The sequence below is a fragment of the Mucilaginibacter sp. Mucisp86 genome (genome assembly GCF_047324315.1).
In the GTDB taxonomy this organism is placed as follows: domain Bacteria; phylum Bacteroidota; class Bacteroidia; order Sphingobacteriales; family Sphingobacteriaceae; genus Mucilaginibacter.
On sequence record NZ_CP168503.1, the window covers coordinates 5,608,610 to 5,632,028 of the forward strand.

Annotated in this window: 17 protein-coding genes; 8 read left to right on the plus strand and 9 right to left on the minus strand. The window is 42.4% G+C overall.

The genetic code is table 11. The features are described 5' to 3' along the window. Positions 1-90: 90 nt before the first annotated feature. The 3 genes from ACEN9X_RS23525 to ACEN9X_RS23535 form a co-directional block, all read right to left on the minus strand. Positions 91-1,716 carry a SusD/RagB family nutrient-binding outer membrane lipoprotein gene (locus ACEN9X_RS23525; protein ID WP_413667448.1) on the minus strand — a complete coding sequence of 542 codons (1,626 nt, stop codon included), beginning with the start codon at positions 1,714-1,716 and terminating at the stop codon, positions 91-93. A gap of 7 nt (positions 1,717-1,723) precedes the next feature. After that, on the minus strand, positions 1,724-4,906 hold the full coding sequence (locus ACEN9X_RS23530; protein WP_413667449.1) for a SusC/RagA family TonB-linked outer membrane protein: 3,183 nt from the start codon (positions 4,904-4,906) through the stop codon (positions 1,724-1,726). Between the two features lie 476 nt (positions 4,907-5,382). Beyond that, entirely contained in the window at positions 5,383-7,041 is a 1,659-nt protein-coding gene (locus ACEN9X_RS23535; RefSeq protein WP_413667450.1) for a L,D-transpeptidase family protein, read from the minus strand. A gap of 514 nt (positions 7,042-7,555) precedes the next feature. Here ACEN9X_RS23535 and ACEN9X_RS23540 point away from each other — a divergent pair. Then, positions 7,556-8,200, plus strand: a complete 645-nt coding sequence (locus ACEN9X_RS23540; RefSeq protein ID WP_413667451.1) for a redoxin domain-containing protein — start codon at positions 7,556-7,558, stop codon at positions 8,198-8,200. 108 nt (positions 8,201-8,308) lie between these two features. Here the strand turns inward: ACEN9X_RS23540 and ACEN9X_RS23545 are convergent, their stop codons facing one another. Further along, positions 8,309-9,241, minus strand: a complete 933-nt coding sequence (locus tag ACEN9X_RS23545; protein ID WP_413667452.1) for an AraC family transcriptional regulator — start codon at positions 9,239-9,241, stop codon at positions 8,309-8,311. 129 nt (positions 9,242-9,370) lie between these two features. Here ACEN9X_RS23545 and ACEN9X_RS23550 point away from each other — a divergent pair, with 129 nt between their 5' ends. Together ACEN9X_RS23550 and ACEN9X_RS23555 are read left to right on the plus strand one after the other, a co-directional pair. After that, a complete protein-coding gene (locus ACEN9X_RS23550) occupies positions 9,371-10,897 on the plus strand; it encodes an aldehyde dehydrogenase family protein (RefSeq protein ID WP_413667453.1) in 1,527 nt (508 codons plus the stop codon). 109 nt (positions 10,898-11,006) lie between these two features. Further along, positions 11,007-11,378, plus strand: a complete 372-nt coding sequence (locus ACEN9X_RS23555) for a DUF779 domain-containing protein (RefSeq protein WP_413667454.1) — start codon at positions 11,007-11,009, stop codon at positions 11,376-11,378. A 53-nt stretch (positions 11,379-11,431) separates the two neighbouring features. On the opposite strand, the gene ACEN9X_RS23560 is transcribed toward ACEN9X_RS23555, so the two are convergent. Further along, positions 11,432-12,664, minus strand: a complete 1,233-nt coding sequence (locus ACEN9X_RS23560; RefSeq protein WP_413667455.1) for an alpha/beta hydrolase-fold protein — start codon at positions 12,662-12,664, stop codon at positions 11,432-11,434. 178 nt (positions 12,665-12,842) lie between these two features. On the opposite strand from ACEN9X_RS23560, the gene ACEN9X_RS23565 reads away from it, so the two are divergent. From ACEN9X_RS23565 to ACEN9X_RS23575, 3 genes are all read left to right on the plus strand, one after another. After that, positions 12,843-13,535 carry a hypothetical protein gene (locus ACEN9X_RS23565; RefSeq protein ID WP_413667456.1) on the plus strand — a complete coding sequence of 231 codons (693 nt, stop codon included), beginning with the start codon at positions 12,843-12,845 and terminating at the stop codon, positions 13,533-13,535. A 104-nt stretch (positions 13,536-13,639) separates the two neighbouring features. Continuing rightward, entirely contained in the window at positions 13,640-15,181 is a 1,542-nt protein-coding gene (locus ACEN9X_RS23570; RefSeq protein ID WP_413667457.1) for an MFS transporter, read from the plus strand. A 174-nt stretch (positions 15,182-15,355) separates the two neighbouring features. Further along, complete coding sequence (locus ACEN9X_RS23575) at positions 15,356-15,937, plus strand: hypothetical protein (protein ID WP_413667458.1); 582 nt, start codon at positions 15,356-15,358, stop codon at positions 15,935-15,937. Positions 15,938-16,279: 342 nt separating this feature from the next. On the opposite strand, the gene ACEN9X_RS23580 is transcribed toward ACEN9X_RS23575, so the two are convergent. From ACEN9X_RS23580 to ACEN9X_RS23595, 4 genes are all read right to left on the minus strand, one after another. Further along, complete coding sequence (locus ACEN9X_RS23580; protein WP_413667459.1) at positions 16,280-17,887, minus strand: nucleoside hydrolase-like domain-containing protein; 1,608 nt, start codon at positions 17,885-17,887, stop codon at positions 16,280-16,282. Between the two features lie 96 nt (positions 17,888-17,983). Beyond that, positions 17,984-19,993 (minus strand): FAD-dependent oxidoreductase, encoded by a 2,010-nt coding sequence (locus tag ACEN9X_RS23585; protein WP_413667460.1) that lies wholly within the window; start codon positions 19,991-19,993, stop codon positions 17,984-17,986. Between the two features lie 175 nt (positions 19,994-20,168). Beyond that, positions 20,169-20,519, minus strand: coding sequence for a TfoX/Sxy family protein (locus ACEN9X_RS23590; protein WP_413667461.1), 351 nt, complete (start codon positions 20,517-20,519; stop codon positions 20,169-20,171). Positions 20,520-20,593: 74 nt separating this feature from the next. Next, a complete protein-coding gene (locus ACEN9X_RS23595; protein ID WP_413667462.1) occupies positions 20,594-21,580 on the minus strand; it encodes an aldo/keto reductase in 987 nt (328 codons plus the stop codon). Between the two features lie 222 nt (positions 21,581-21,802). Between ACEN9X_RS23595 and ACEN9X_RS23600 the strand changes: the two genes are divergently transcribed. Further along, positions 21,803-22,153 (plus strand): YciI family protein, encoded by a 351-nt coding sequence (locus ACEN9X_RS23600; RefSeq protein ID WP_413667463.1) that lies wholly within the window; start codon positions 21,803-21,805, stop codon positions 22,151-22,153. Between the two features lie 69 nt (positions 22,154-22,222). Further along, entirely contained in the window at positions 22,223-23,419 is a 1,197-nt protein-coding gene (locus ACEN9X_RS23605) for an RNA polymerase sigma factor (protein WP_413667464.1), read from the plus strand.

A 23,419-nucleotide genomic window follows, 5' to 3' on the forward strand; every position in this document is an offset into this window, starting at 1 on the left:
GCTACCGGATTACCAATCCTTTTTGTTGTAAAACTAAAAAACAAGGCTATGAAGCCATAGCCTTGTTTTTAGTGAATTTATATAGGGGTATTATTTATCCCACCATACTCGTGACGTAAAGTTATCGCCGCCTGATAAACTTTTAACCGCTGAGTTATAATTTGCAGTGTTAGTTGTGATCAGGGTAAGCGGATACTGAATACGACGAGGAATGGAGCCATCGGTGAACTGGCCAACATATTTAACCGGCGTAAGTGCAGGGATGCCTGTCCTTCTCCAGTTAGCCCAGGTTTCGTTATGGATAAAAGTTGAAGATGTTTCAACATAGTACTCCATATTTATTTGTTGCAGTGCTGTAGCTGGTAACAATGGATGAGCCGCTGCATAAGCAGTAGCTGTGGCATTGCTTATGGTTGCTGCTACATTGAACTGAGCAAGTTCAAGCTGGTCAGCAACAAGTGCGTTAGCGTAATGTGTTGCTGCAACGCCTGTATTCCAACCTTTTGTTGCTGCTTCTGCCAATAATAACTCGGTTTCGCCGTAAGTTAAAAGCATATTGATACCGCTCTTATCAACAGGGTTAATGTTTGATGATGATGTATAATAAACCTGAAGCCTTGGGCGTGAATATTTGCCATCCGGAGCGGCAGCATCATTTGTAACCGACGGATCGGCAGGTGAAGTGCCTGGGTAACCAGGTGCTTTGCTGATATCGGTAGCACCACCGTTAAGGTCATAGCCGTTTGGCATACCGTGCTGAACAGATGCATCGTTGTTGCCAGCTACGGTTTCGTTTGAATTAGCAGCTTTGCCGGTTCCGGATGAAACTTCAGCAATAGCCGAAATCCTTGGGTCGGCAGTGGTTTGCATGTAATCGATCAATGTTTTTGACCAGCGTACTTCCCTGAAATCGTCAGGAACTGTTAAAGCATTGATGGTGCTGTTTGCATTACCATTCTTGTTATCAGTTAAAACTTTAGCGTTATCGTCAATACTGGTCATAGTACCGCCTGCATATGCTTTTTCAACATATTTTTGAGCAGTAGCAGCGTCAGCTTTAGTTAAACGCATGGCAACACGTACCATTAATGAGTAACCTAATTTTTTCCACTTGGTGATATCACCGGTGTAGAAAAGATCAGAGCTTGGCTTGTCTTTTGATGCATCAAGGCCTGCGGTAGCGCCGTCAAGATCGGCCAGCATTGCATTATAAATATCCTGTTGCTTGTCAAATTTAGGGGTAAAGATCCCTTGTTTAGCCATACCGGCTTCCGAGTAAGGAACATCACCATACGCATCTGTTACACGTTGTAAAATGAACACCTTCATGATGGTGGCAATTTTATTCAAATTGGCGTATTCGGCTTTACCATCGGTAAGGTTTTTCATTTCCTGTACAAGTGTTTCGGCAGAGTAACCGCTGTTGTAAACCCTTGCTTTGTAATCATTAAATGAACCTTTATAGATGTACTTATCACCGTTGCCATAATAATCGTAAGTTGAAGCTAACGATTGTGACCACATGCTTTGGTAAAGCAATTGATCGTAACCAGTTTGTGAATACTGGATCTGGGCTTGTGCTAAAAGAAAGTTGGGGTTAAACACAGCTGCTGAAGTAGCATTTGGGTTTGTGTTTATCTTGGTGAAATCTTTTGTACAACCCGAAACAAGAGCCGCGGCTAAACATAAACCGCTATATATGAGTCGTTTTTTCATCTCTCTGTTATTTTTTAAGTTTAAAGTTAACATTTATACCGTAGGTACGTGTGCTTGGTAAGCTGGTACCTTCAATACCTGCATAAGCTACGCTATTGGCAAAGCCTGATTCAGGATCGATGTTGTTGGTATGTTTCATGATTGTCCAAAGGTTACGGCCAACAGTTGAAATAGTTACACCGCTAAATGGTGTGCCGGTAAGGAAGCCTTTGGTAAATGTATAACCTAAAGTAACCTGGCGTAATTTGATGAAGCTGCCGTCAAGCACGTTAAGTGCCGATACACTACGCGCTAAAGCCTGGTAGTAAACCTCTGCCTCAACCGATTTTGTATTTTTTTGGCCATCTTCGGTTACACCATCACCTACTACACCACCTTCACGGCCAACTAAAGTAGCTTTATTTAAACCGCGGTACATGCTATAGTAATTAGTTGCTGATAACACTTTGTTGCCAAACCTGTAATCAACCAGGAATGATAAGTTGATGTGTTTGTAGTTGAAATCGTTATTAAAACCACCATAGATTTTAGGAACGGTTGTGCCATGAGGCCTGCGTACACCATCTGATTCGGGTAAACCGTTTGAATCAAAAATGATTTGACCTGAAGAATTACGTTTGTAATCGGTAGCCATAACTTGTGGGCCAGGTAAACCAACCACAAATGCAAGGTTAGCATTTAATGGCCTATATGTACCTAAACCTTGAGTTGTCATAGCATCATCAGTTTTCAATACCTTGTTTTTAACATAGGTAAAGTTAATTGACGGTGTCCATGAGAACGATGAAGTTTGAACCGGCGTGCCTTTTAACTCAACCTCAATACCGTTATTCTGGAACGACTGGGTGCCAATGTAACGGGTGTTGTAACCTGTTGCAATATCCAGTGAACCTTTAAGGATCTCGTTTTTGGTTTTGCGGTGGAAATAAGCCACATCTAAAGCTGCACGACCGTTAAGGAACTTCATTTCGGTACCAACCTCAGTTTCTGTTAACGTAAACGGTTTCAGGAAGTAGTTTGGAAGGTCGCCTGAGAAACCACCGGTTACTACGCCGTTAACAGGGTTGTTGATGTTGTAGTATTGTTGGGTGATGTATTTATCAGTTGGCTCACCGCTGGTTTGTGCATATGAAACGCGCAGTTTACCAAAATCAAGAGCCGGCCAGTGTGTGAATTCAGAGAAGATAAAGCTGGCAGATGCTGAAGGTGCAAACAGACCGCCGTTACCTTTTACAACAACCGGATAAAGTGTTGAGTATGTGTCATAACGACCGCTGGTGCTTAATACTAAATAGTTTTTAAGCGAGAAATCCGCAGTGTAATAAGCCGAGTGAACTTCTGATTGATTGAAGGTATAGCTTGCTGCATTTTTAGTTTGCAGGTTTGAATAGCTATAGAAGTATGGCAAAATGAACGGACCACCGCTTAAGCTGGTATATGTATAGCTGTTTTTGCGGATGTTACCGCCACCTGTAAAATCAAATGATAACAGGTCTTTCACAATGTCATGCTTTACACCAAATAATACGTCGTAGTTTAACTCGTATTGCTGTGCCGTTGACTGCTCATCTAAACCGCCTGCGCCATTGCTTGAATAAGCGGTACCGGTAGGCGTTACTTTAAAGCGGCTGTCGTTAATGTTATCATAACCAATACGGCCTTGTAAATAGATCCATTTGGTGAAATCATAACGCGCAGTTAACGAGGAAATTAATCGTTTTCTGCCTGTGTTGTTGATGAAGCTGTTTGCAGCGAAGTAAGGGTTGGTAACATAAATGTCATTGTTCCATTGTTGCTCGGCGCCAGAAGCTGTTGTACCCGGGCTCAAAGCAGCCTGATCTTCGTTGGCGGCAAGGAACAATACGTTGTTAGGGTTACCCGGACCATCGCTTAAGCTTGGCCTGTTTTTTGAATTTTCGACAAGGTAATTGGCAACAACGGCGATGTTCAACTTATCGGTAACATTTTGATTGGCGTTTAAGTTGAAGGTTTTCCTGTCTAAATTGCTGTTTGGCACAATTGAATTGGCATGTGCGTCAGATAATGATAACCTGAAAGCACCTGTTTCATTACCACCGTCAAATGATACAGTATTGGTAAAGGTGCTGCCTGTACGATAAAAATCAAGATAGTTGCTTTTATTTGAGTACGGGTACATTTTACCATCAAACTGGATAGTTGGTTTACCATCCAATTTCTCGCCCCAGCCTAAGTTACCTGTTGATATGGCGGCAGCTACGTTCGCCGGCCTTACGCCATGCTCACCCTGGCCGTAAACGGTTTGGAAGTCTTCGTAGTTAATTGGTTTATCGAATTGCGTGTTACTGTTAACCTCAACACCAAAACCTGAGTTCTTTTTACCGCCTTTGGTAGTAATTAAGATAACGCCATTGGCCGCACGTGCACCGTACAATGCAGAAGCCGACTGACCTTTAAGTACGGTCATGGTTTCAACATCATCCGGATTGATGTTAGCGATACCATCGCCATAATCCGCACCACCCCATTCGCCTGATGTACCGCGGGATGAGTTATCCATTGGTACACCGTTGATAACGAATAACGGAGAACCGGCAGATCCACTGGTTACACCACGTAATAAGATACGTGCCGAAGAACCCGGGCCACCGCTAACGCCGCTGATGCTAACGCCGGCCACACGGCCTTCTAATGAATAAGCAATGTTTGTTTCTTTAGCTTTGTCAAGCAGGTCGCCTTTAACAGTTGTTACAGCGTAACCTAATTTTTTCTCTTCCTTTTTGATACCTAATGCCGTTACCACAACCTCGTTAAGATTTGTATTGGCATTTAATGTAATAGTGATTGTTGATTTACCTCCCACCGCAACTTCTTTGGTGGCATAACCAATATAGCTTACAATTAATACAGTGTTTGGCTGTACATCAAGTGTAAAGTTACCATTGGCATCTGTTTGGGTACCTGTGGTGGTGCCTTTGATCCTGATACTTACGCCTACAAGCGGTTCGCCTTTTTCGTCAACTATCTTACCGGTAAGTTTAGCGAAGTTTAAATTAAAATTGATGTTTGATTTGGCTTTTGCTTTAGGCGCTTCAGCAGCCGAAGCCTGCATGTTCAAAAGCACCATACCTGCAAGGGCAAATTTACACAGGTTGAGGGATTTTGATACCCATGGCCTGTGTACACCCACCGGGTGTTTGAAAAATTTCATATTTTATTGAATTTAAAGGGAGTTAATAGCGGAGCGCCCTGGAAGCACTGCGCAGTTATAAACATTCAAAAATCTTTTTCGGGGCAGTAAATTCCCTCCGGGTAATTATTGCCTGTAGTGGGGAGAGTAAGCTTTTTTTACATAGGCATTCGTTTTCCTGGGTTTATTAATAATGTCATATAGTTTGGTTAATGATCACCGTGCTGAAGGAAAAAAGTATCCTTCGTAGGGACGCACCATGGTGATTTAAAGTGAGGACAATTAAATTTTAGCGATTGCCTACAAACCCGTAAAAAATATTTTGTAACTATTATTTACCAGTATTTTAAACTGCGATAAAAAAAGAGGGGGGTAGGGGAACAGGTGTGATGTTAATCATGTAATGACAGATATTCATTAGCCGGAAGTCTTAAGTTCTAAATCAAAAATGTATGAACTTAACTTTTTACTTAAGACTTAGTACTATTAACTTAACACTAATATTGCCCGGTGCCTGACATGATCATGGAAGCAAGCTGATCATCACGTTCATAGATATCTTTGCGGAAGTTGAGAAGATTATTCCTATCGGTGAAAGCGGTAAAATAAGCTATAAATACAGGCATTTTTTGTTTGAGCGTAACCTGCTGCTCTTTACCAAGATGCATAGCTTTATTGATGCGGGGGGCTGTCCATGTGCTATCATATTTTAAAAGAAATGAAGCCAGTTTTGCAGGTTCACCTACACGGATACAACCATGGCTAAATGCCCTTGATGATTCGCCGAATAATGAGCGCGAGGGGGTATCATGCAAATAGATATTATAACTATTCGGAAACAGGAATTTAACCAGCCCCAAAGAGTTGGCTGGCCCCGGTTTTTGCTGAATTACCGGAAGCCCGTTTTCCTTTCCGGTTATTACCATATTGTGTTCGTTGAGATAATTACGGTTGCTGCGCATAGCTGGCAATACTTCGTTGCGTACAATGCTTTCGGGCAGGTTCCAGTAAGGACTAAATACAACATACTGCATTTCGCCGTAAAATATAACTGTTTGATGCACTTTTTGGCCAACCACCACATTACAGCTCCATAATAAGCTGTCGGCGTGATAAACGTGCAGCTTAAATTCAGGAATGTTTACGGCAAGATAGTCGGCATTTAAACTTACTGGCAGCCAGCGGCAGCGCTCCATGTTTACAATGATCTGTTTGATCCTCGACTTAAGGGGAATATTCATTTCAGCCATAGTGCCGGAACCAGGCAAACCATCAGCTGTAAGCCCGTGCCTGGCCTGAAATTGAGTTATGGCAGCCTTAAGCTCATCATCAAACTTATTGTTTAAAGTATCTCCCTTAAAATCTTCCAGTTTGTATAAGCGGGTTTTTATACGGGCAATTATTGCAGACGAATCGCCGGGTTTTAATTTGCTGTTGAGTTTGATCGGTTCCCAGCTTTCATGAGCATCGAGCTCGCGGTATTTGGTAAGAAAGTTCTTCAGTAAATCATACTGACGGTATACGGGCTCGCTTAAGGTGGATGCTTGTTTCGATGGCTTTTTCAGGAGCGTATCCAGAAAATCATCGTAAGCTATTTTTTTGCGCGGCAGAAACCAGTTTACCGCGCGGCTTACCGAATCGCTCATGCCCCGGAATGCCACTTTTGAAAAAGCGAAATATTGCGCTGTAAGCATTAGCTCGGTGCCAATATCCGGTTTTTTAACTTTTGTTTTGGAATGGCTGTCAAATATCAGCGAATCCAGATCTTTTTGATAGGGGATACCTTTATATATCCCTTCGTTTTGCAGGTTCATTAACCTGTCGTTCAGGTTGCCGGCCTGTTCAATTAATGCGCCTTTTTCATACCAGGCGTAGGCAAATTTGCGCTTGCGGTAAAAGCTTCGCAGATCTTGTTCATAAGGCACCAATGCAGGGTGGCTTTGTAGAAAGGCGGCAATGCGCGTGCTGTCAAATACAAGTTCGGTTTGATCACTAAAGTTACCCGGAATGGTTTTTGTCCATTCCCTGGTCATTTTCTTTTTTAGGGAATCGGCTTTAGAAACGAGATGTTGTTTTGTGTTGTTTTTACAGTTGGAAAGGACTAAAACACTTAAAGCAAGTACGATAATGTATTGTGGTTTCAGCCTGTTCTGCATAGTTAATTTATTAGTTATACGGAACGTAAATTACAAGGTTTTGTTTTTCAGAAAAGGAAAGGTATCGAATGTTAACCGATAGAAAACCCATATAGAACAGGAAATTCTGATATTGAAAAATGGGTAAATATTTTTTTAATAAATTCTACTAAGTTTATAGATATTATAGTATATTTGTTGCATAACATTCAAAAACAAATGACGGGCAACAGTTTAATCATCAGCGATAGATATACACCAGCTGAAACCAGGGGCGGAGTATATATGCCCATGTGTTGCTGTTGTTGAAATTTTCTTCAGAACATACAAGCTGTTACACTCCTTTAAATTTACTGACCTCAATTAATATATTTTTATGAACACATCCAGCAATAAACAAATTAGCAGCGTCATCCCGCCGGGCTTGCTCATGCGTTACCGGGTAGTTTATGGATTATGCCGTTGTTGTTGAACAATAAAACTCAACTACAATTACCTTGAAACATTATCCATAACATCATAAATCTATTTCAAAATGCAAACCACAAATAACAATAAATATCCTTTTTTTGACCTGCTTGAAGTTGTTGCCGAACGTGACCTTAGCTTTCGCAAGCTGAAGTCATTACACCCTGTTAAGGCTGGTAATTTGGTTCCTGAATTTAAATTAAGTAACGATTATAGCCGTTGGCAGCAATTTTATAATGGTGCCGAAACACACGGCCCAATTTCACAGCGCAATTTATTGAATAAACCATTGGTTATCTCTTTTTACTCGCGTCACTGGGGGCAGCAAGGTTTGGCTCAGCTTAAACAACTAAACAATCTGCATCATGAAGTTAAAGCAAGCGGAGGCAACCTGCTTATCATTAGTGATGACCGCACCGATGAGCTTGAGAAATGGGCATGGGAGCAAAGCCTTACCCTTAATTTTTATCATGATACCGATAAAGAAATAGCGCAACAATTCAGGGTATATTCTGATGATTACCCGGTATGGGACAGGTTTTCGGGCATCGACGAAAACGCGCCTTTACTGGCAACTTATATTATTGAGCCATCAAAGCAGGTTATCTACAGTCATATCGATTGGGATTTCCTGGGCACTTTTTCTTCGGAGGAGATCATCAGCGCAGTTTATGAATCGGCATTGATCAGCAACAGCCGCAAATCAGCATAAACATTCAGAAAGTTAATTATTAGGTAAAAGACATCTCACGTGTGTAGCTAACAAACGCACATGAGATGTCTTTTTTGCGTTGAAATGATCACCATCTATTTGCTTTTTCTAATTTAAATGCCCTCCCCTTAGCCTGGCTTTGTAATAGCTTGGGGTAGTACCCTCTATCTTTTTAAACGCCCGGCTAAAGTAATTAAGATTATTGAACCCGGCTTTAAAACAAGCTTCGGAGATGCTATTGTGCGGATTGTTCATGAGCTGCTTGGCTAATTGCAGACGCTCTTTAATGATATAATCTACCGGCGATATCCCCAGTTCATGTTTAAACGCCCGGAAAAAACTGGCTTTGCTCATGAAGGCCATCTGGCTCAAAGCATCAATATTAAGTTTTTCGCTTAGATGAACCCTGATATATTCAAGCAGATAAGCAAAACGGCTGCCGCTTGATAACTCATGCAGGTTATCGCTGATCTCGTTAAGATTTTGCATCTGCATAATGCGGATCAGCAATTCCTTTAAAGTGAGGTTGGCCAGCACATCTTTGGTTAACGCATCGCCGGTGCTGATGCGGATAAGTTTGTTGATGAGTTGGGCCAGTTCATAATTATTAAAAAAGTGGAACTGGTTATAATTAAGCTGCCATATCCGTCTATCTTCCCTTGGGTAGTTCTCATTTAAAAAATCAAGCGTATTGGCAATCTCCTGGTGGTTAATAGCCAAAGCGGTGCATTGCGATGGCTGGTTGATGGTGGCTTCCGGGAAATCAATTTTCATGGTAATATTGGGTGGAACGATAACCGTTTCACCAGGCAGATAATCAAAACCGGGCTTATCAAACAGGTGCATCACTTTTTTACCTCTAAGCATGCTGGTTATTACGAGGTCGCTAAAAGTAAGGGGCACGAGTTCGCTGCGCTGAAATGTTTCAAAAACGTTGAGCTCACAATGGTTCATGGTGTAAGCCTTGCGGTTTTCAATCAATGTATTCAGTTCTTTTCCGTGTGAAAGGCTTAGTGGAGATAACAGGGTTTTGTTATTCATAGCCGTTTATAATTTATACCAAATTAGGCATACTTATTTTGATTAACAAGCGGGTAATAAAAATGCGACCATTGTGCTACCATTTGAGAGCATAATGCAAATGCTTTACAGCGAGACCGCTCTACATTAGTGTTACCAAAAAACATAAAAATTATGAGCGCTGTTTCTAAACCATCCTTTAAGGAAAAGTACGACAATTTTATCGGCGGCAAATTTGTTCCGCCTGTTAAAGGCGAATATTTTGATAACATTTCGCCCATTGATGGCAAGGTGTTTACTAAAGCTGCACGGTCAGGAAAGGAAGATGTTGAATTGGCTTTGGATGCCGCTCATGCCGCATTCCCAACATGGGGCAAAACCTCGGCCGCACACAGGGCATCTCTGTTAAATAAAATAGCCGACGTTATTGAAGCTAACCTGGAGTTTTTGGCCGTTGTAGAATGTATTGATAATGGCAAAGCTATCCGTGAATGCCGCGCTGCAGATTTGCCTTTGGTGATTGATCATTTCCGTTATTTTGCAGGCGTGATCCGGGCAGAAGAGGGCGGTATTTCCGAACACGACGAATATACTGTAAGCATTTGTTTAAATGAGCCGCTGGGTGTGGTAGGACAGATCATTCCGTGGAATTTCCCGCTGTTGATGGCTACCTGGAAAATTGCCCCTGCGCTTGCTGCAGGTAACTGCTGTGTAGTTAAACCAGCCGAGCAAACCCCAACATCCATCATGGTTTTAATGGAACTGATCCAGGATATTTTGCCGCCGGGTGTTTTGAATATTATTACCGGTTTTGGTCCGGAAGCAGGCAAACCGCTGGCTTCATCGCCAAGGGTTGCCAAGGTTTCCTTCACCGGCGAAACAACAACAGGCCGTCTTATTATGCAGTATGCGTCTGAAAACCTGGTGCCGGTTACGATGGAACTTGGAGGCAAGTCGCCCAATATTTTCTTTGAATCGGTTGCCGATGCCGATGATGAATTTTTTGATAAAGCTGTGGAAGGTGCGGTACTGTTTGCCTTAAACCAGGGCGAGGTTTGTACCTGCCCGTCGAGGATCCTGGTGCATGAAAATATCTATGACAAGTTTATGTCGAAAGTGATTGAGCGCACCAATGCCATCATTATGGGTAATCCGCTTGATGGAAATACCATGATGGGGGCACAGGCATCTAACGATCAGTACGAGAAGATTCAGTCGTACCTTAAAATAGGTAAAGAGGAAGGTGCGGAAGTACTTTGTGGCGGCGATGTGAAAAAACAGGAAGGTGAGTTGGGAGGGGGCTATTATATTCAGCCAACTTTATTCAAAGGCAATAACAAAATGCGCATTTTCCAGGAGGAGATTTTTGGTCCTGTTGCTTGCGTAACCACTTTCAAAACCACCGAAGAAGCCATCGCGATAGCTAATGATACCTTATACGGTTTAGGTGCCGGTGTATGGACACGCGATGCACATGAACTTTACCAGGTGCCACGTGCCATACTGGCGGGCAGGGTTTGGGTAAACAACTATCATGCTTATCCTGCACATGCTCCGTTTGGTGGTTATAAAAAGTCAGGTTTTGGCCGCGAAAATCATAAAATGATGCTTGGTCACTACCGTCAAACTAAAAACATGCTAATCTCATATAACAAGAACAAATTAGGTTTTTTCTAAAATTTGATCCCCGTTCCCCCGAGACTTACGAAGATTTCAAAACTTCGTAAGTCTTTATGCGGTTATGTCATTGATATACTTTGAATGTTTAAAATGCAGTGATTTTTCCATGGTCAAAAGAGTAACCATAACACCAGAAGCTTCCGGGCTCATAGCCGAACTCAAATCCCGTTTCGGTGAATTGATGTTTCATCAAAGCGGTGGTTGCTGTGATGGATCATCGCCTATGTGCTTTGAAAAAGGAGAGTTTAAACTTGGAGGCAGCGATGTGAAAATAGGAGAGGTAGATGGCTGCGAATTTTGGATGAGTAAAGATCAGTTTGAATACTGGCAGCATACCCAGCTGCAGCTTGATATTACCAAAGGCCGTGGCTCAAGCTTTTCAATTGAAATCCCGACGGGGTTTAGGTTTATGATCCACTCCAGGTTGTTCACCGATGAAGAGTTGAAGGATTTGGAGCCCGTGAGTTTTATTGAATAGCCCCTCTAAATCTCCCCTGAAGGGGAGACTTGAAAATTTCCTTTTGCGTATAGTCATTTCTCCGCTTGTACCTTATCCAGCTTATCCATAATTTCTTTGGTATATTTTATTGATAAGGCTTTCTTAAAATACTTTTCGGCATTGGCCTTGTCATCGCGAGCTAAAAAACAATCGCCCATGCTATCGTAAACATTAAAGTTTTTTGGATAATTATCAATGTTCACCTGGAAAAACATAGCAGCTTTTTCATAGTCTTTTTGTTGTAAAAAGGCATAGCCTATGCCATTCATTTCGGCTTCGGGTGGGCGTACAGTGTAACATCTTTCGGCCGACACTGCTTTGTAATGTTCATCTATCATTTGCCTTAATTGCACAGCACTATATTGTTTGTTAAAGTATTGGTTATAAGGCTGGTTTCCCGGGAATCGATTGTTTTTAAAAATGAACCGCAACGCATCATATTCGGCATTGAACGGAACCGAATTATGATCATCATCGGGATAGTATTTTTTTACCCATAACAGTTTGTTGGTTTTATTGGCGGCAAGATTATCAGCCAGCTTCATGATCGACCGGATATGATGTGATACTTCGGACGTATCCTTTTTTACCTGTAACGTGTCTGTCCCGGTTGGCATGGTATTGGCAAAGCCAAGGAAAAGCTTTTTACCGTCGAAGCTCTTTTGTCTAAGTATAGCGTTTGCCTGTTTAAGCAGGTTATCATTATTATAAAACATGCTGGGGTCAATAGCTACATAGCCATTAAAAACCTGGGTGTGTTTTAATAGCATATTGATCACGGTTAATCCGCCCAGTGAATGGCCAATCATGGTACGATAGGGGGCAGTTGGATATGTTTTATCTATATATGGGATCAGCTCCTTCTCCATAAAAGTTGCAAAGTTTTCGCCTCCTCCTGATAATTTATCAATAGTGCTGTTGGTAGGCGTAAGATCCCGCGTGCGGTGCCCGGGCGTGTTCAGGATGCCGACTATGATCATTTGCGGCAATACGGTGTTACCGGCGGTTGCACTAAGTTCTTTGATCATGGTAACCAGCGACATGAAATGATCATCGGCATCTAAAACGTACAAAACCGGAAACTCCGGTTTTGAAAAATAGTTGGTATCAAATCCAGGCGTATAAACCCAGAGCGGCCGGTTTTCTTTCAGGGTGTTGGAGTAAACCGTGTCTATCCGTCCCAAAACAATGGGTTGTTGCGGCGGCTGGGCTTTTAAAAAGTACGCAATGGTGAGATGAATGAGTATCAGGATAAGCTTTTTCATGTGGCTGTTGATTTATAATTCAATGATACAGCAACAATGTGCCCTTCAGAAGTAAATGTGATGAATGCAGCCGTTGATGTGACGGAAATAATTCGGAGTATGTTTTCGTTTTAAAGAACACCGAAACATGTTTTGGTAAGTTTTTGTTAGTCGTTACATCATCTATAAAATAATTGCCGTGCTCAATACCTATAATACTGCCCGTAAAAAGAACAGCTTAACAAAGTTTGAGACATTGATATTCGGATTAATGATCATGTTCACCATAGGGGCTATTATGCTTTTCTTTGCCGCTAAAGTATATTTTGACATGATGTACAATCCTGCCGGTGGATTTATTGGTTATATCACCGTTTTGTTGCTGCTCATCATTCTTGGGGTTTCAATAGCATACATCATAAGGCTTTCCCGCTACCGCAGTATCCAATTTTGTATTGTTCTGATTTTGGCGGGAATAGTAAGCTTCTTTTTTATAGCCGAAAAAATGAGCAGTCTGCCTGATCTTTTTCATCTGTCAACCCATTCGCTGTTTAAAACCAACACGGTAATATTGGGGGCAAATGCAAACGGAATAATCAAAATTAATGAGACCGGCAAAATCGTGCTCTATTGGATTTTGATAGCCGCAGGTGCTTTTTATTTTTTGATACTGCCGTTTATATACCGGAGTAATTTTAAGGCTAAGCGATTTATTGATAGAATCGGGATCCCCATTCCGCATCGCAACCATGTTATCGCAATAATTACGTTAGCTATTTTAATGGTGCTATTTTCGGCTGTGAATGAATCAGAGGTTTTACCGCTTGATCTCTCCGCTATATTTTTGCTGATACTGCTATGCCCGGAAAATATCGGTGTTTTCAGGCGATAGTCATATTTTTTTGGCCATGCTGTAATTTGTTTCTTTTCGGCCGGGTTAATCCGATCATTTACTGCAACTTTGTAGTAAACCTTTCAGTTACAATCTTATAATATATGGCTACAGTTTCATTAGGCAGCCCTGCCGGCAAATGGATCATGGTTTCGGCTATACTGGCTTCGGCTATGGCGTTTATTGATGGTACTGCGCTTAATGTGGTGCTGCCGGCTTTACAACAAAGCCTCGATGCCAAAGGGGCCGACCTATTCTGGATCCTGAACGCTTACCTGCTCATGCTGGCTTCGCTTATTTTAGTTGGCGGTTCACTCGGTGATAAATTGGGGCGAAAGAAGGTTTTCATGATAGGCATCTTCATTTTCATAACCGGTTCGGCACTTTGTGGCCTTTCGCCGGGAGTATTTTACCTTATTGTTTTCAGGATAGTACAAGGTGTTGGCGGTGCGCTGATGATACCGGGGAGCCTTTCGCTTATTTCATCATCTATTGATGCAAAAGAAAGGGGGAAAGCAATAGGTACGTGGTCGGCCATTACAACGGTGGTAACTATGGGCGGCCCGGTGCTTGGCGGGGCTTTAGCCGATGCAGGTTTGTGGCGATACATATTTTTTATCAATGTGCCTATTGGGATAGTGGCATTACTCATTCTCTGGCGCAAAGTTGCTGAAAGCAAGGATGACAGCGCTGATCAGTCTATTGATTTTCCCGGCGCTATTTCTATTGCTCTGGGACTTGCGTTGCTTACTTTTGGCTTTTTGCGGATGCCCGCAGTTGGCTTTAATAACTGGCAGGTTTATGGCTCATTAGGAGCGGGAATATTGTTGCTGATAGTTTTTCTATATATCGAAAGTACAAGTAAACATCCCATGATGCCGTTAAGTCTCTTTAGCAACAGAACATTCAGCGGTATAAACCTGCTTACATTTTTTCTGTATGCCGGTTTGGGCGGGGGAATGTTATTCATGTCGTTAAACATGGTGCTGGTGCAGGGGTATAGCCAATTGCAATCGGGCTTAACGTTTTTACCTTTTACAGTGCTTATGATCTCCATTGCGCGTTATGCCGGTGCCATTGCCGATAAAAAAGGCCCGCGTTTATTACTCATTGTTGGTCCGGCGTTAGCAGGAGTGGGCTTGCTGATCCTGTCGTTTATAAAACAAACCGCAGGCCCGTCTGATTATTGGACAAGTTTTTTTCCGGGAGTACTTGTTTTTGGCTTTGGTATGTCGTTAACCGTTGCTCCGCTTACAGCTACAGTTATGGGCTCGGTGAGCGATCATTTTTCGGGAACGGCATCGGGCATTAACAATGCCATGACCCGGATAGCCAATGTTTTTGCCAATGCCATTTTTGGTGCACTGGCAGTATTGTTTTTTTCGGGGGCGATGCAGGGCGAGTTGAAGAAGCTAACCCTGAATGAAAAAGACAGAAAAGCAGTTATAGAGCAATCGGCAAATTTAGGCAACGCCAAAGTACCTGTTGGTATTAACGAGCCGGATAAAAAGGCAGTTGAGATTGCTTATCATAACGGATTTATTTCAGCATACGGGAATATTATGCGGATCTGCGCCGGGCTTGGTTTTTTGGGCGCGCTGATGTCGGTCATTTTTATCAGGAACAGTGAGGTTAAAAAGGAGTGATTTTTACAGGTAGAGGCTCATCACATGCGTCTCCGAATGTGTTGTTGCAGAAAAAAATAGAAGGAGATGCAAGTAATGTTTCTCTGAATAAATAAATCCTTAAAAATTCAGATCGGTGCAACCATTTGTTTATCACCATCGTCTACCTTATAAATCCATCTAAAACTTATTGTTATGTTCAATTCAATATTCCCCCGAAATTTTGTAAAACTCATTGCCCTATGTTTTTTATGCTTTGTTGCGGTTAACGTATCCGCCCAGGATAAAACCAAAGCTATAGGCAATAAGCCCCGTACGGGCTCATCAAACACTTCTTTTGATGCTGTTAAAGGCAGACAAGTTGGCATTGAAATGAGTGCCGGTAAAAAACAAGTACAACTGCTCAGGCTGAATTTTCATACGCAAAACCGCTCAAATGACAGCATTCCCTTTAAAGTAAATGTTTACCAAATGGCCGGAAAGTTTCCAAACGAAGCCAATTTGGTTAAAGACGAAATAAAAGGTTACATTAAAAAATACGACAATGTGGAAAGCCATCAACTAACCACTGTCGACTTATCACCGTACAATGTTAAAGTGGCCGGTGATATTGTGGTTTCTATTGAATTTTTGACAACTAAAACCAACTCCAACATTGGATTTGCCTGCGGTTTATTTAACGGAGGTACTTTCCATAAAGATGGCGAAACCCAACCTTGGAAAAAGATTCCGATTGTTGGTGTTGATTTTAGTGTGCAGGTTAAGAAGTTGAAATAAATCTTCTAAATCACACTCTCTGGAACTATTGTGTGGACTTATCTTGGTCAACGAAAATCGATCAATAAAATCGAATGTCATTTCGAACGAACCAGGGGGGATTGCGTAGCAGGAGTGAGGAGAAATCTTATACATCATGCTCTAAACCATCCACACGGCTCTACAAGGTGTATAAGATTTCTCTTTCGCTCCAGCACTCGACCCGGCCCCAGCTCAATCAAATGACATTTTCTTTTATTTTAAAAAATGTGTCTACACGATAACTTCAGGAAGGGGGATCGATTTAAAGTCCCAAGGTGCAAATAATAAAAATGGCCGTTTGCAGCTATAATAAAGGTTACATTATCGCACAGTAATAACTACACGTTGATACCTTGTAAGTGAAGGCGAACCATTATCTGTTGCTTCAAGAATAATGTGGATGGTTTGACCTGACACTGCATCGGCAGGAATCTCCACTACGGCCTGCGCAGAAGTAGCGTTGACTATATTCACTTTCTTTTGATAAGTTCCAACCTGAAACTGCCACCAATTGATTGAAACTGCGTTTCCATCCGGGTCAGATACTTTGCCGTTAAGGCGTATTTTTTCTCCTGCGGAGGCCATAATATTCAAGGGCCCTTCTATTTTTACTACGGGTTCATGATTGGCACCTGCATATTTAGGGGTTACAGACCATTTGAGGCGGGCAGCAAAATCCTGTTGTGCTGCAGGGAAAAAGTTGGGATAAGCGGCAACATCTGCAGTTTTGTTGGTTTGGGCAGTGGCGGTGCTGAGTGTAGCTGCCATGGCGCGTGACGAAGTATCACCCGTTTGAAAGAAGATGTTTTTGGTATTCGGGTTGATAATCTCACGGCCTCCCCAGCCACCGAAAGAACCCGCTTCGTAGGCGCGCAGCCCGTTTCGAAGCATATTCATAAAAGTAGGGTCATCACCTTCTCCCAGCCACGAGCCTTTTTCCTGTACAGGCATCCAAACAACATATCCCATTTTTCTTAGCTCATCATCAGTGTGGCCTGTTAAACCAAAGTAATCCATGATATCGCCTTTTGCCATCTGTTTGCCATCGCCCCAAACGCGGTATAACGAACCTAACGGGCCACGGCCTGATACGTTTTCTTTCATCCAGGATGATGTCATATAAACCGAATCTTCAGTTCTGGCTTTTAATTGTGCGCCATAACCATAATTTGGCCCGTCCTGAAATTGCCGGCACTCAATGCCCGGCCAATTGGGTTTGATATACTTTGCATAGGTATCATCCTGGTCGCCGGAAGGGAGCAACACAACTTTTCTGGAAATTTTTGCTTTGATCTGTTCCCATTGAGTAGTGTATTCATATTGCTCCTGGATAGATTTGAGGGCGCGGGCAATAGTACTTTGCCCTCCCCAGGCAGTGATATATAACTGTCCTGGTTTATTATCAAGTATTAATGATTTAATAAGATCTGATCCTGGCGAATCTTTCGAAATATCACCGTCAAATTCAATATTTCCAAAACGGATCTTTGACCGGAGCTCAGCAGGCAAAGGGTATGCGGGATTATGTATTTTTAGGTTTGGATACACTTTTGCGTAGGCCTCTACCGCGTCATGAATAAAATGCTCATCTTTTGCCCAGCGCCAGGATTCGCAGGGGCATAAATTCAACCCAAAGCGGGCATATTCCCTGCCGGGGACAAACCATTTGCTGCCCTTTCCGTCGCCCTTCCAATGGAAGGCGCTACTCGCGTATATCAGCCCTTCAACCTCTACATCGCTGCTGTAAAGTAAAAAACGGATAAGTGAATTATTGTCATCCAGTTCCGGATCGGCAGTAATCACAATACGCGGCCGTACTGGCTGATAAGGGCTTTGTGCAACTGCATTGTTATGGATACTGCTCAACAGTAAAAGAGCAACAATATATTCGCTTATGCGCGGAGATAAGCATTTTATATTCAGGTTCATAAGCTTGTTTTGATGCTGAGGTTATGATGCTGAAAATAAGTAATTATCTTAAAAAAAGTTCAATGCGTTTTGCTAATAATAATTTGATAGGTTTTATTACTTGTCGGGTTTAAATAATACCGCATCGGCTGTAATAGCGCCCGGTGATCCGTTGTTGCCGATCTCTACATAAGGCCGGTTTTTTTCAGAAAGTACAAAAGCTCCTAAAAACACCCATTCGCCCGATGTTTGCCCCTGAACTTTGATATCCGATTTGATGAGTGTTTGAAGATGTAGTTTCCGGCCGTCAAAAATTTTGATGCTGATAGTATCGGCGCCTGCCGGTAAGGCTGTATAATAACTATACAGCTTAAACGTACCGTTTGTTGATTTTTCGGGATAAAACCTAACTGCAGCAGTGCTTTTACCATGACTATCTAAATAAAGCAGATCCGGCCCGTAAGCATTGCCCTTTTTGGTTGCCCAATTCCCTTTTACCGCAATATCCTTGCTTTGATTATCGATTACCTGTTCAGGTTTTTGCCCATTTAATAAAGGATTGTTTTTAATTATGCTGTTGATATTTTGATAATTAACCTTTTGAACTGCGATATTATTGTCAATGGCTATCCCTGCAGCAACACCCGCCACCTGCGCCAATACCATAAATATAGGCTCCATACGTATCGAACCATAAGCAATATGACTGGCCGATAAACAAACAGGCACCAGCAGGTTATTGCATTCCTGCTGTTTTGGTAACAAAGCCCTGTACGATAAAGGATACGGAGGAAAACCGGGGATTTCTACATTCCCTTCGTTCTTCACCATATGGTTTACAACCAGGCGGTCACAATTATGAGAATCCATGGTGTAAGCAGCCATTGCAATACTATCAGCAACTTTTACTTTTCCGGTGCAGTTTGCCTGGGTCATGACATAAGCACCGATCATGCGCCTTGCTTCCCGGATATAAGGTTGAAACGACCAGTTATTATTGTCTTTAAATTCATCTTTAGGGTATCCCCATTGCATCATTTGTTTGCGTAGGGGCAGAGGGACCCGTTCATCATGCCCAAAAAAATACAGCAAACCTTGCGTATATAATTTCAGGTCATTGATGTACTGGTTTCTAACCTGATAGCTGCCATCGGGATATGAGTAATTTGTCCCGATCAGGTCGGTTGAAAACCCATTACGGTTATTGATATCAGTTTTTTGGCCCGGCATTGAGCTCCAGATAAAATAATCGTTTAGGCTTAGTTTATCCTTTTGTGCTTCAATTAGCCTGGCAAGCAATTCGTAACGTGTTGAATCATATCCCGCCGGCCGGCTGATGGGTATGCGGTTGGCTGGATTATTAGTTAAGCAGATGCGATAATTGTATGCCTGAACTTTTTTGTCGCCACTTCCCAGCGGAATCAATTTACTGGAGCTTATTCCCCAGATCATGCCGCTTGTTGAATCTCCCTTAACCCGATAGGGATCTATATGGTCGGGAAACTGGTGCCCTTCCAGGAGTTGCACGCCATTGTAGGTTTCATTGTAGGTTGTATTTGCTTCTCTGCCAACTGTATAGCTAACCCCGGATTTGGCCATCAAATCACCCTCGTAACTGCAATCAATAAATATTTTGGCCGAGATAAGCTGAGTGGGAGCAATTGAACCCGGTGATTCTACTACAATTGACTTAATGGCATTTGCTTTTTTAATCACATTTGAAAGCCTGTAACGATATAATACCTTAATATGGGCCTGGCTGATGTAACTTTGAAAGGTATTTTCTGCCACGTGCGGCTCAAAAATCCATTGTTCCAACTGTCCGTAATGTGTTCCTATCCTGCGGTAAAAATCTTTTGCCAGGCCGGTTACCACATACTTATTACCGATATCTGTAAAACCCAGGCCTCCTGAACTTAGCCCGCCAAGGTGATTCCCGGGTTCAATTAGTAGCACGGTTTTCCCCATTTTTTTGGCGGTATAGGCGGCGATAACTCCTGCTGATGTTCCGCCGTAAATGCATACATCTACCTGAGAGGCTGTTGCTTTTTGTCCCTTAGCTATTGAGCTGCCAGTCACAAAAAGTAAGAATAACAGGATAAAACCGTTGGCTTTGTGATTTTTCACGTATAGGTTTGCTTTTTATTTTGAATATAGTACGGTATGCCCGCACCTGTATTCAAATATAACAAAGCATTTTTAAAGGTTTACGGCGTAAACCCGGTTATCTCAGAAAGTAAAAATGGTATCAGTAATAGAGCTTCGAAAAAGAGCGGCTTTGTTTGATCTTTAATAAGAGGACCTATTTTTTAGGTTTCTTCTTTTTAGAAGCTTCGGCAAGCGGGTTAAATTCAAGGCACAGGTTTATCCAGTAGTTTAAATCTGCGTTGTTTTGTAAATTAAGATCTTCAACATAAACATAGCCTTTCATCACCCGGTTGCCGCTTACCATCTGGTTGCAGTTACCTTTCTCAAGTTCAAGTTGAGCGCGTTGCTCACCTATACGGCATAAGATACTATTATCGCGAACGCAAACACATAGTTTATCATCAACCATAAAACAAACTCCCTGAAACATTTTCTTTTCTTCCACTATGGGTAAGTCCATTAATGCTTCGCGGATGCGGTTGGCCATTTGTTGGTTGTAAGCCATGTTTTGATCGTTAATTTTCACGCAGAGGTATAGTGACAAGGTAACTATACCTCTGCGTGAAATGATGATGAATGTTAATTTTTATCAACGAATTTGTAATTGGCCTCGTTATACCTGTCGCCGGTATCTGGGTATTTGGCTAAAACTGCTTCAATATCCTGCAGATCGGCGGAAGTTAATTCCACATCAACCGATCCTGCATTATCCAGCAAATATTTTCTTCTTTTTGTACCCGGGATGGGGATAATATTATCACCCTGTGCCAACACCCATGCAAGTGCCAGCTGAGCAGGCGTGCATTGTTTTTGAGCCGCAAGCTGTGCAAATTCATGAGCAAGGCCCATATTGTTTTCGGCGTTTTCGCTCTGATAACGGGGCAGACTTTTCCTGAAATCGTTATCGGCAAGTTTGGTTACATCTAACGCGTTGGTTACCAATCCTCGCACCAGCGGACTAAACGGTATAAAAGAAATCCCCAATTCTTTACAAACGGGTAGGATTTCGGCTTCAACATCGCGGGTCAATAATGAGTACTCGCTTTGCAAGGCGCTGATTGGATGTACTGCATGGGCACGGCGGATAGAATTGGCCGAAGCTTCAGATAAACCCAGATATTTTACTTTGCCTTCTTTTACCAACTCGGCCATTGCGCCAACCATGTCCTCCACGGGTACGTTAGGATCGATGCGGTGAGCGTAATACAGGTCTATCACATCTGTTTTTAAACGTTTCAAGCTTTGCTCAACGGCGGTTTTGATATAGGCAGGCGAGCCATCAAACTCGGTAAGCCTGCCATCTGAGCCTGCCCTGAACCCGAATTTAGTGGCGATGAAAATTTTATCACGATTAGGCACCAATACTTTTGATACCAGTTCCTCATTTCGGCCATTGGCGTATACATCGGCTGTATCCCAAAAGTTGATGCCTATTTCTATTGATTTTTCAAGTGTTGCTATCGATTCATTATCATCCGGCTGGCCGTAAGCATGGTTCATGCCCATACAGCCCAGTCCGATGGCCGAAAGTTCGACTCCGGTGTTTCCTAATTTTCTGTATTTCATGGTTTGGTAGTGTTGTAGTGTTGTTATATATCAAAGTACGTGAAATAACAAAAGCATATCAACCTTAATTTATAAGTGTTATGTAATGTTATAGATTGCGCGCACTGAAATAGTATTAGGCAGATTAAGCTTTTTCTGATTACTTTGAAAAAAAAATTGTGCAGTTGTCCAATTCAACCAAACCTGATCGTCTTTTGGTTTTTAACCATTAAATTTAAAAACATGAACGAGTTCTTATTGATTTTCAGAAGAGATGCAGAAGCCACAGCAGCAAAACGGTCACCCGAGCAAATGCAAACCATGATGAACTACTGGCGCGAGTGGATTGGCGGCATTGCTACGCAAAACAAACTGGTAGCCGTTGGTAACAGGCTGGACACTGCCGGCAGTGTAATTAAACCAGATAATGTAGTAACAGATGGCCCTTATGTTGAGGTGAAGGAAGCTATTGGCGGTTACACCATTATCAAAGCATCAACCTTAGAGGAGGCAACCGAACTATCAAAAGGATGCCCGATATTATCGGTAGGGGGCAGTGTTGAAGTCCGTCCTATCATCCCAATGGAAGTGTAAATTAATTTTGCCGCCTCTCATATACGGGAGGCGGCTTCTTTTATGCAGCAGGATCAGCTTTTACCGCATTTGTTTCGCTCCGAATATCAAAAGATAATTGCAGTATTATGCCATTATTTCGGCTTTGAACATATTGAAGCTGCAGAAGATATTGCCAGCGATACATTCCTCACCGCCGCTGAAACATGGGGTATTAAGGGGCTGCCTGATAATCCTAAAGCATGGTTATATACCGTAGCCCGCAACAAAGCAACCGACTATGTAAGGCGTGGTGCAAGGTTTAAGCAAAAAATAGTTGAAGGGTTTGATGCGGAAGATAATTTTGAAGCAGAGATCGACCTGTCTGATCAAAATATCAGCGACAGCCAGCTGCAAATGATGTTTGCCATTTGCCACCCGGTACTTCCTGCCGAGGCGCAGATTGGTCTTGCCCTGCGCATTCTTTGCGGCTTTGGGATTGACGAAATTGCCGAAGCTTTTTTATCCAATAAAGAAACCATTAATAAGCGCCTGTTCAGGGCCAAAGAAAAACTGCGGGAGCAGAAAGTGAAAATTGTTTTCCCTGAACCGGGCGATATCGTTAACCGTTTAGGCATTGTATTGAAAACCTTATACCTGCTTTTTAATGAAGGTTATTACTCCAGTTGCCAGAGTACTACATTGCGTAAAGACCTTTGTTTAGAGGCTATGCGCCTTAACTATCTCCTGATAGAAAATAAACAAACCAATTTGCCAGAAGTAAATGCCTTGTTATCGCTGATGTGTTTTCATGCTTCAAGGTTTGATGCCCGGATAGATGAAAGCGGCGAAATGATCCGCTATGACGATCAGGACAGGACGCTTTGGAATGACGAACTGATAGCGAAGGGAAGACACTATCTTAACCTGGCCTCAAAAGGGAACGAGGCGGGCAAATATCATATTGAAGCTGCTATAGCCTATTGGCATACTGTTAAAGCAGACACTGCCGAAAAGTGGGAAAATATATTAATGCTATACAACAGGTTGCTTATTGCAGCTTATTCGCCCGCGGCTGCGCTGAACCGGGCATACGCTCTGGCGAAAGTAAAAGGGAAAGAGAAAGCTATTAATGAGGCCGAGAAATTAAAGCTGGATACCAACCACCTGTACCATGTGTTGCTTGGCTATTTGTATACAGATGTGGATGGTGAAAAAGCAGTATCGCATTTGCAAACTGCACTAAAATTGGCTAAGACTGCTACTGATAAAAGTAGAATTAGGAAGGATTTAACGGCTTTGTTGTAA

Excerpts from the sequence above, each read along its gene's own strand:
- ACEN9X_RS23525 (WP_413667448.1), bottom strand. The coding sequence starts at position 1,716 with ATGAAAAAACGACTCATATATAGCGGTTTATGTTTAGCCGCGGCTCTT.
- ACEN9X_RS23530 (WP_413667449.1), bottom strand. The coding sequence starts at position 4,906 with ATGAAATTTTTCAAACACCCGGTGGGTGTACACAGGCCATGGGTATCA.
- ACEN9X_RS23535 (WP_413667450.1), bottom strand. The coding sequence starts at position 7,041 with ATGCAGAACAGGCTGAAACCACAATACATTATCGTACTTGCTTTAAGT.
- ACEN9X_RS23540 (WP_413667451.1), top strand. The coding sequence starts at position 7,556 with ATGCAAACCACAAATAACAATAAATATCCTTTTTTTGACCTGCTTGAA.
- ACEN9X_RS23545 (WP_413667452.1), bottom strand. The coding sequence starts at position 9,241 with ATGAATAACAAAACCCTGTTATCTCCACTAAGCCTTTCACACGGAAAA.
- ACEN9X_RS23555 (WP_413667454.1), top strand. The coding sequence starts at position 11,007 with ATGGTCAAAAGAGTAACCATAACACCAGAAGCTTCCGGGCTCATAGCC.
- ACEN9X_RS23560 (WP_413667455.1), bottom strand. The coding sequence starts at position 12,664 with ATGAAAAAGCTTATCCTGATACTCATTCATCTCACCATTGCGTACTTT.
- ACEN9X_RS23570 (WP_413667457.1), top strand. The coding sequence starts at position 13,640 with ATGGCTACAGTTTCATTAGGCAGCCCTGCCGGCAAATGGATCATGGTT.
- ACEN9X_RS23575 (WP_413667458.1), top strand. The coding sequence starts at position 15,356 with ATGTTCAATTCAATATTCCCCCGAAATTTTGTAAAACTCATTGCCCTA.
- ACEN9X_RS23580 (WP_413667459.1), bottom strand. The coding sequence starts at position 17,887 with ATGAACCTGAATATAAAATGCTTATCTCCGCGCATAAGCGAATATATT.
- ACEN9X_RS23590 (WP_413667461.1), bottom strand. The coding sequence starts at position 20,519 with ATGGCTTACAACCAACAAATGGCCAACCGCATCCGCGAAGCATTAATG.
- ACEN9X_RS23595 (WP_413667462.1), bottom strand. The coding sequence starts at position 21,580 with ATGAAATACAGAAAATTAGGAAACACCGGAGTCGAACTTTCGGCCATC.
- ACEN9X_RS23600 (WP_413667463.1), top strand. The coding sequence starts at position 21,803 with ATGAACGAGTTCTTATTGATTTTCAGAAGAGATGCAGAAGCCACAGCA.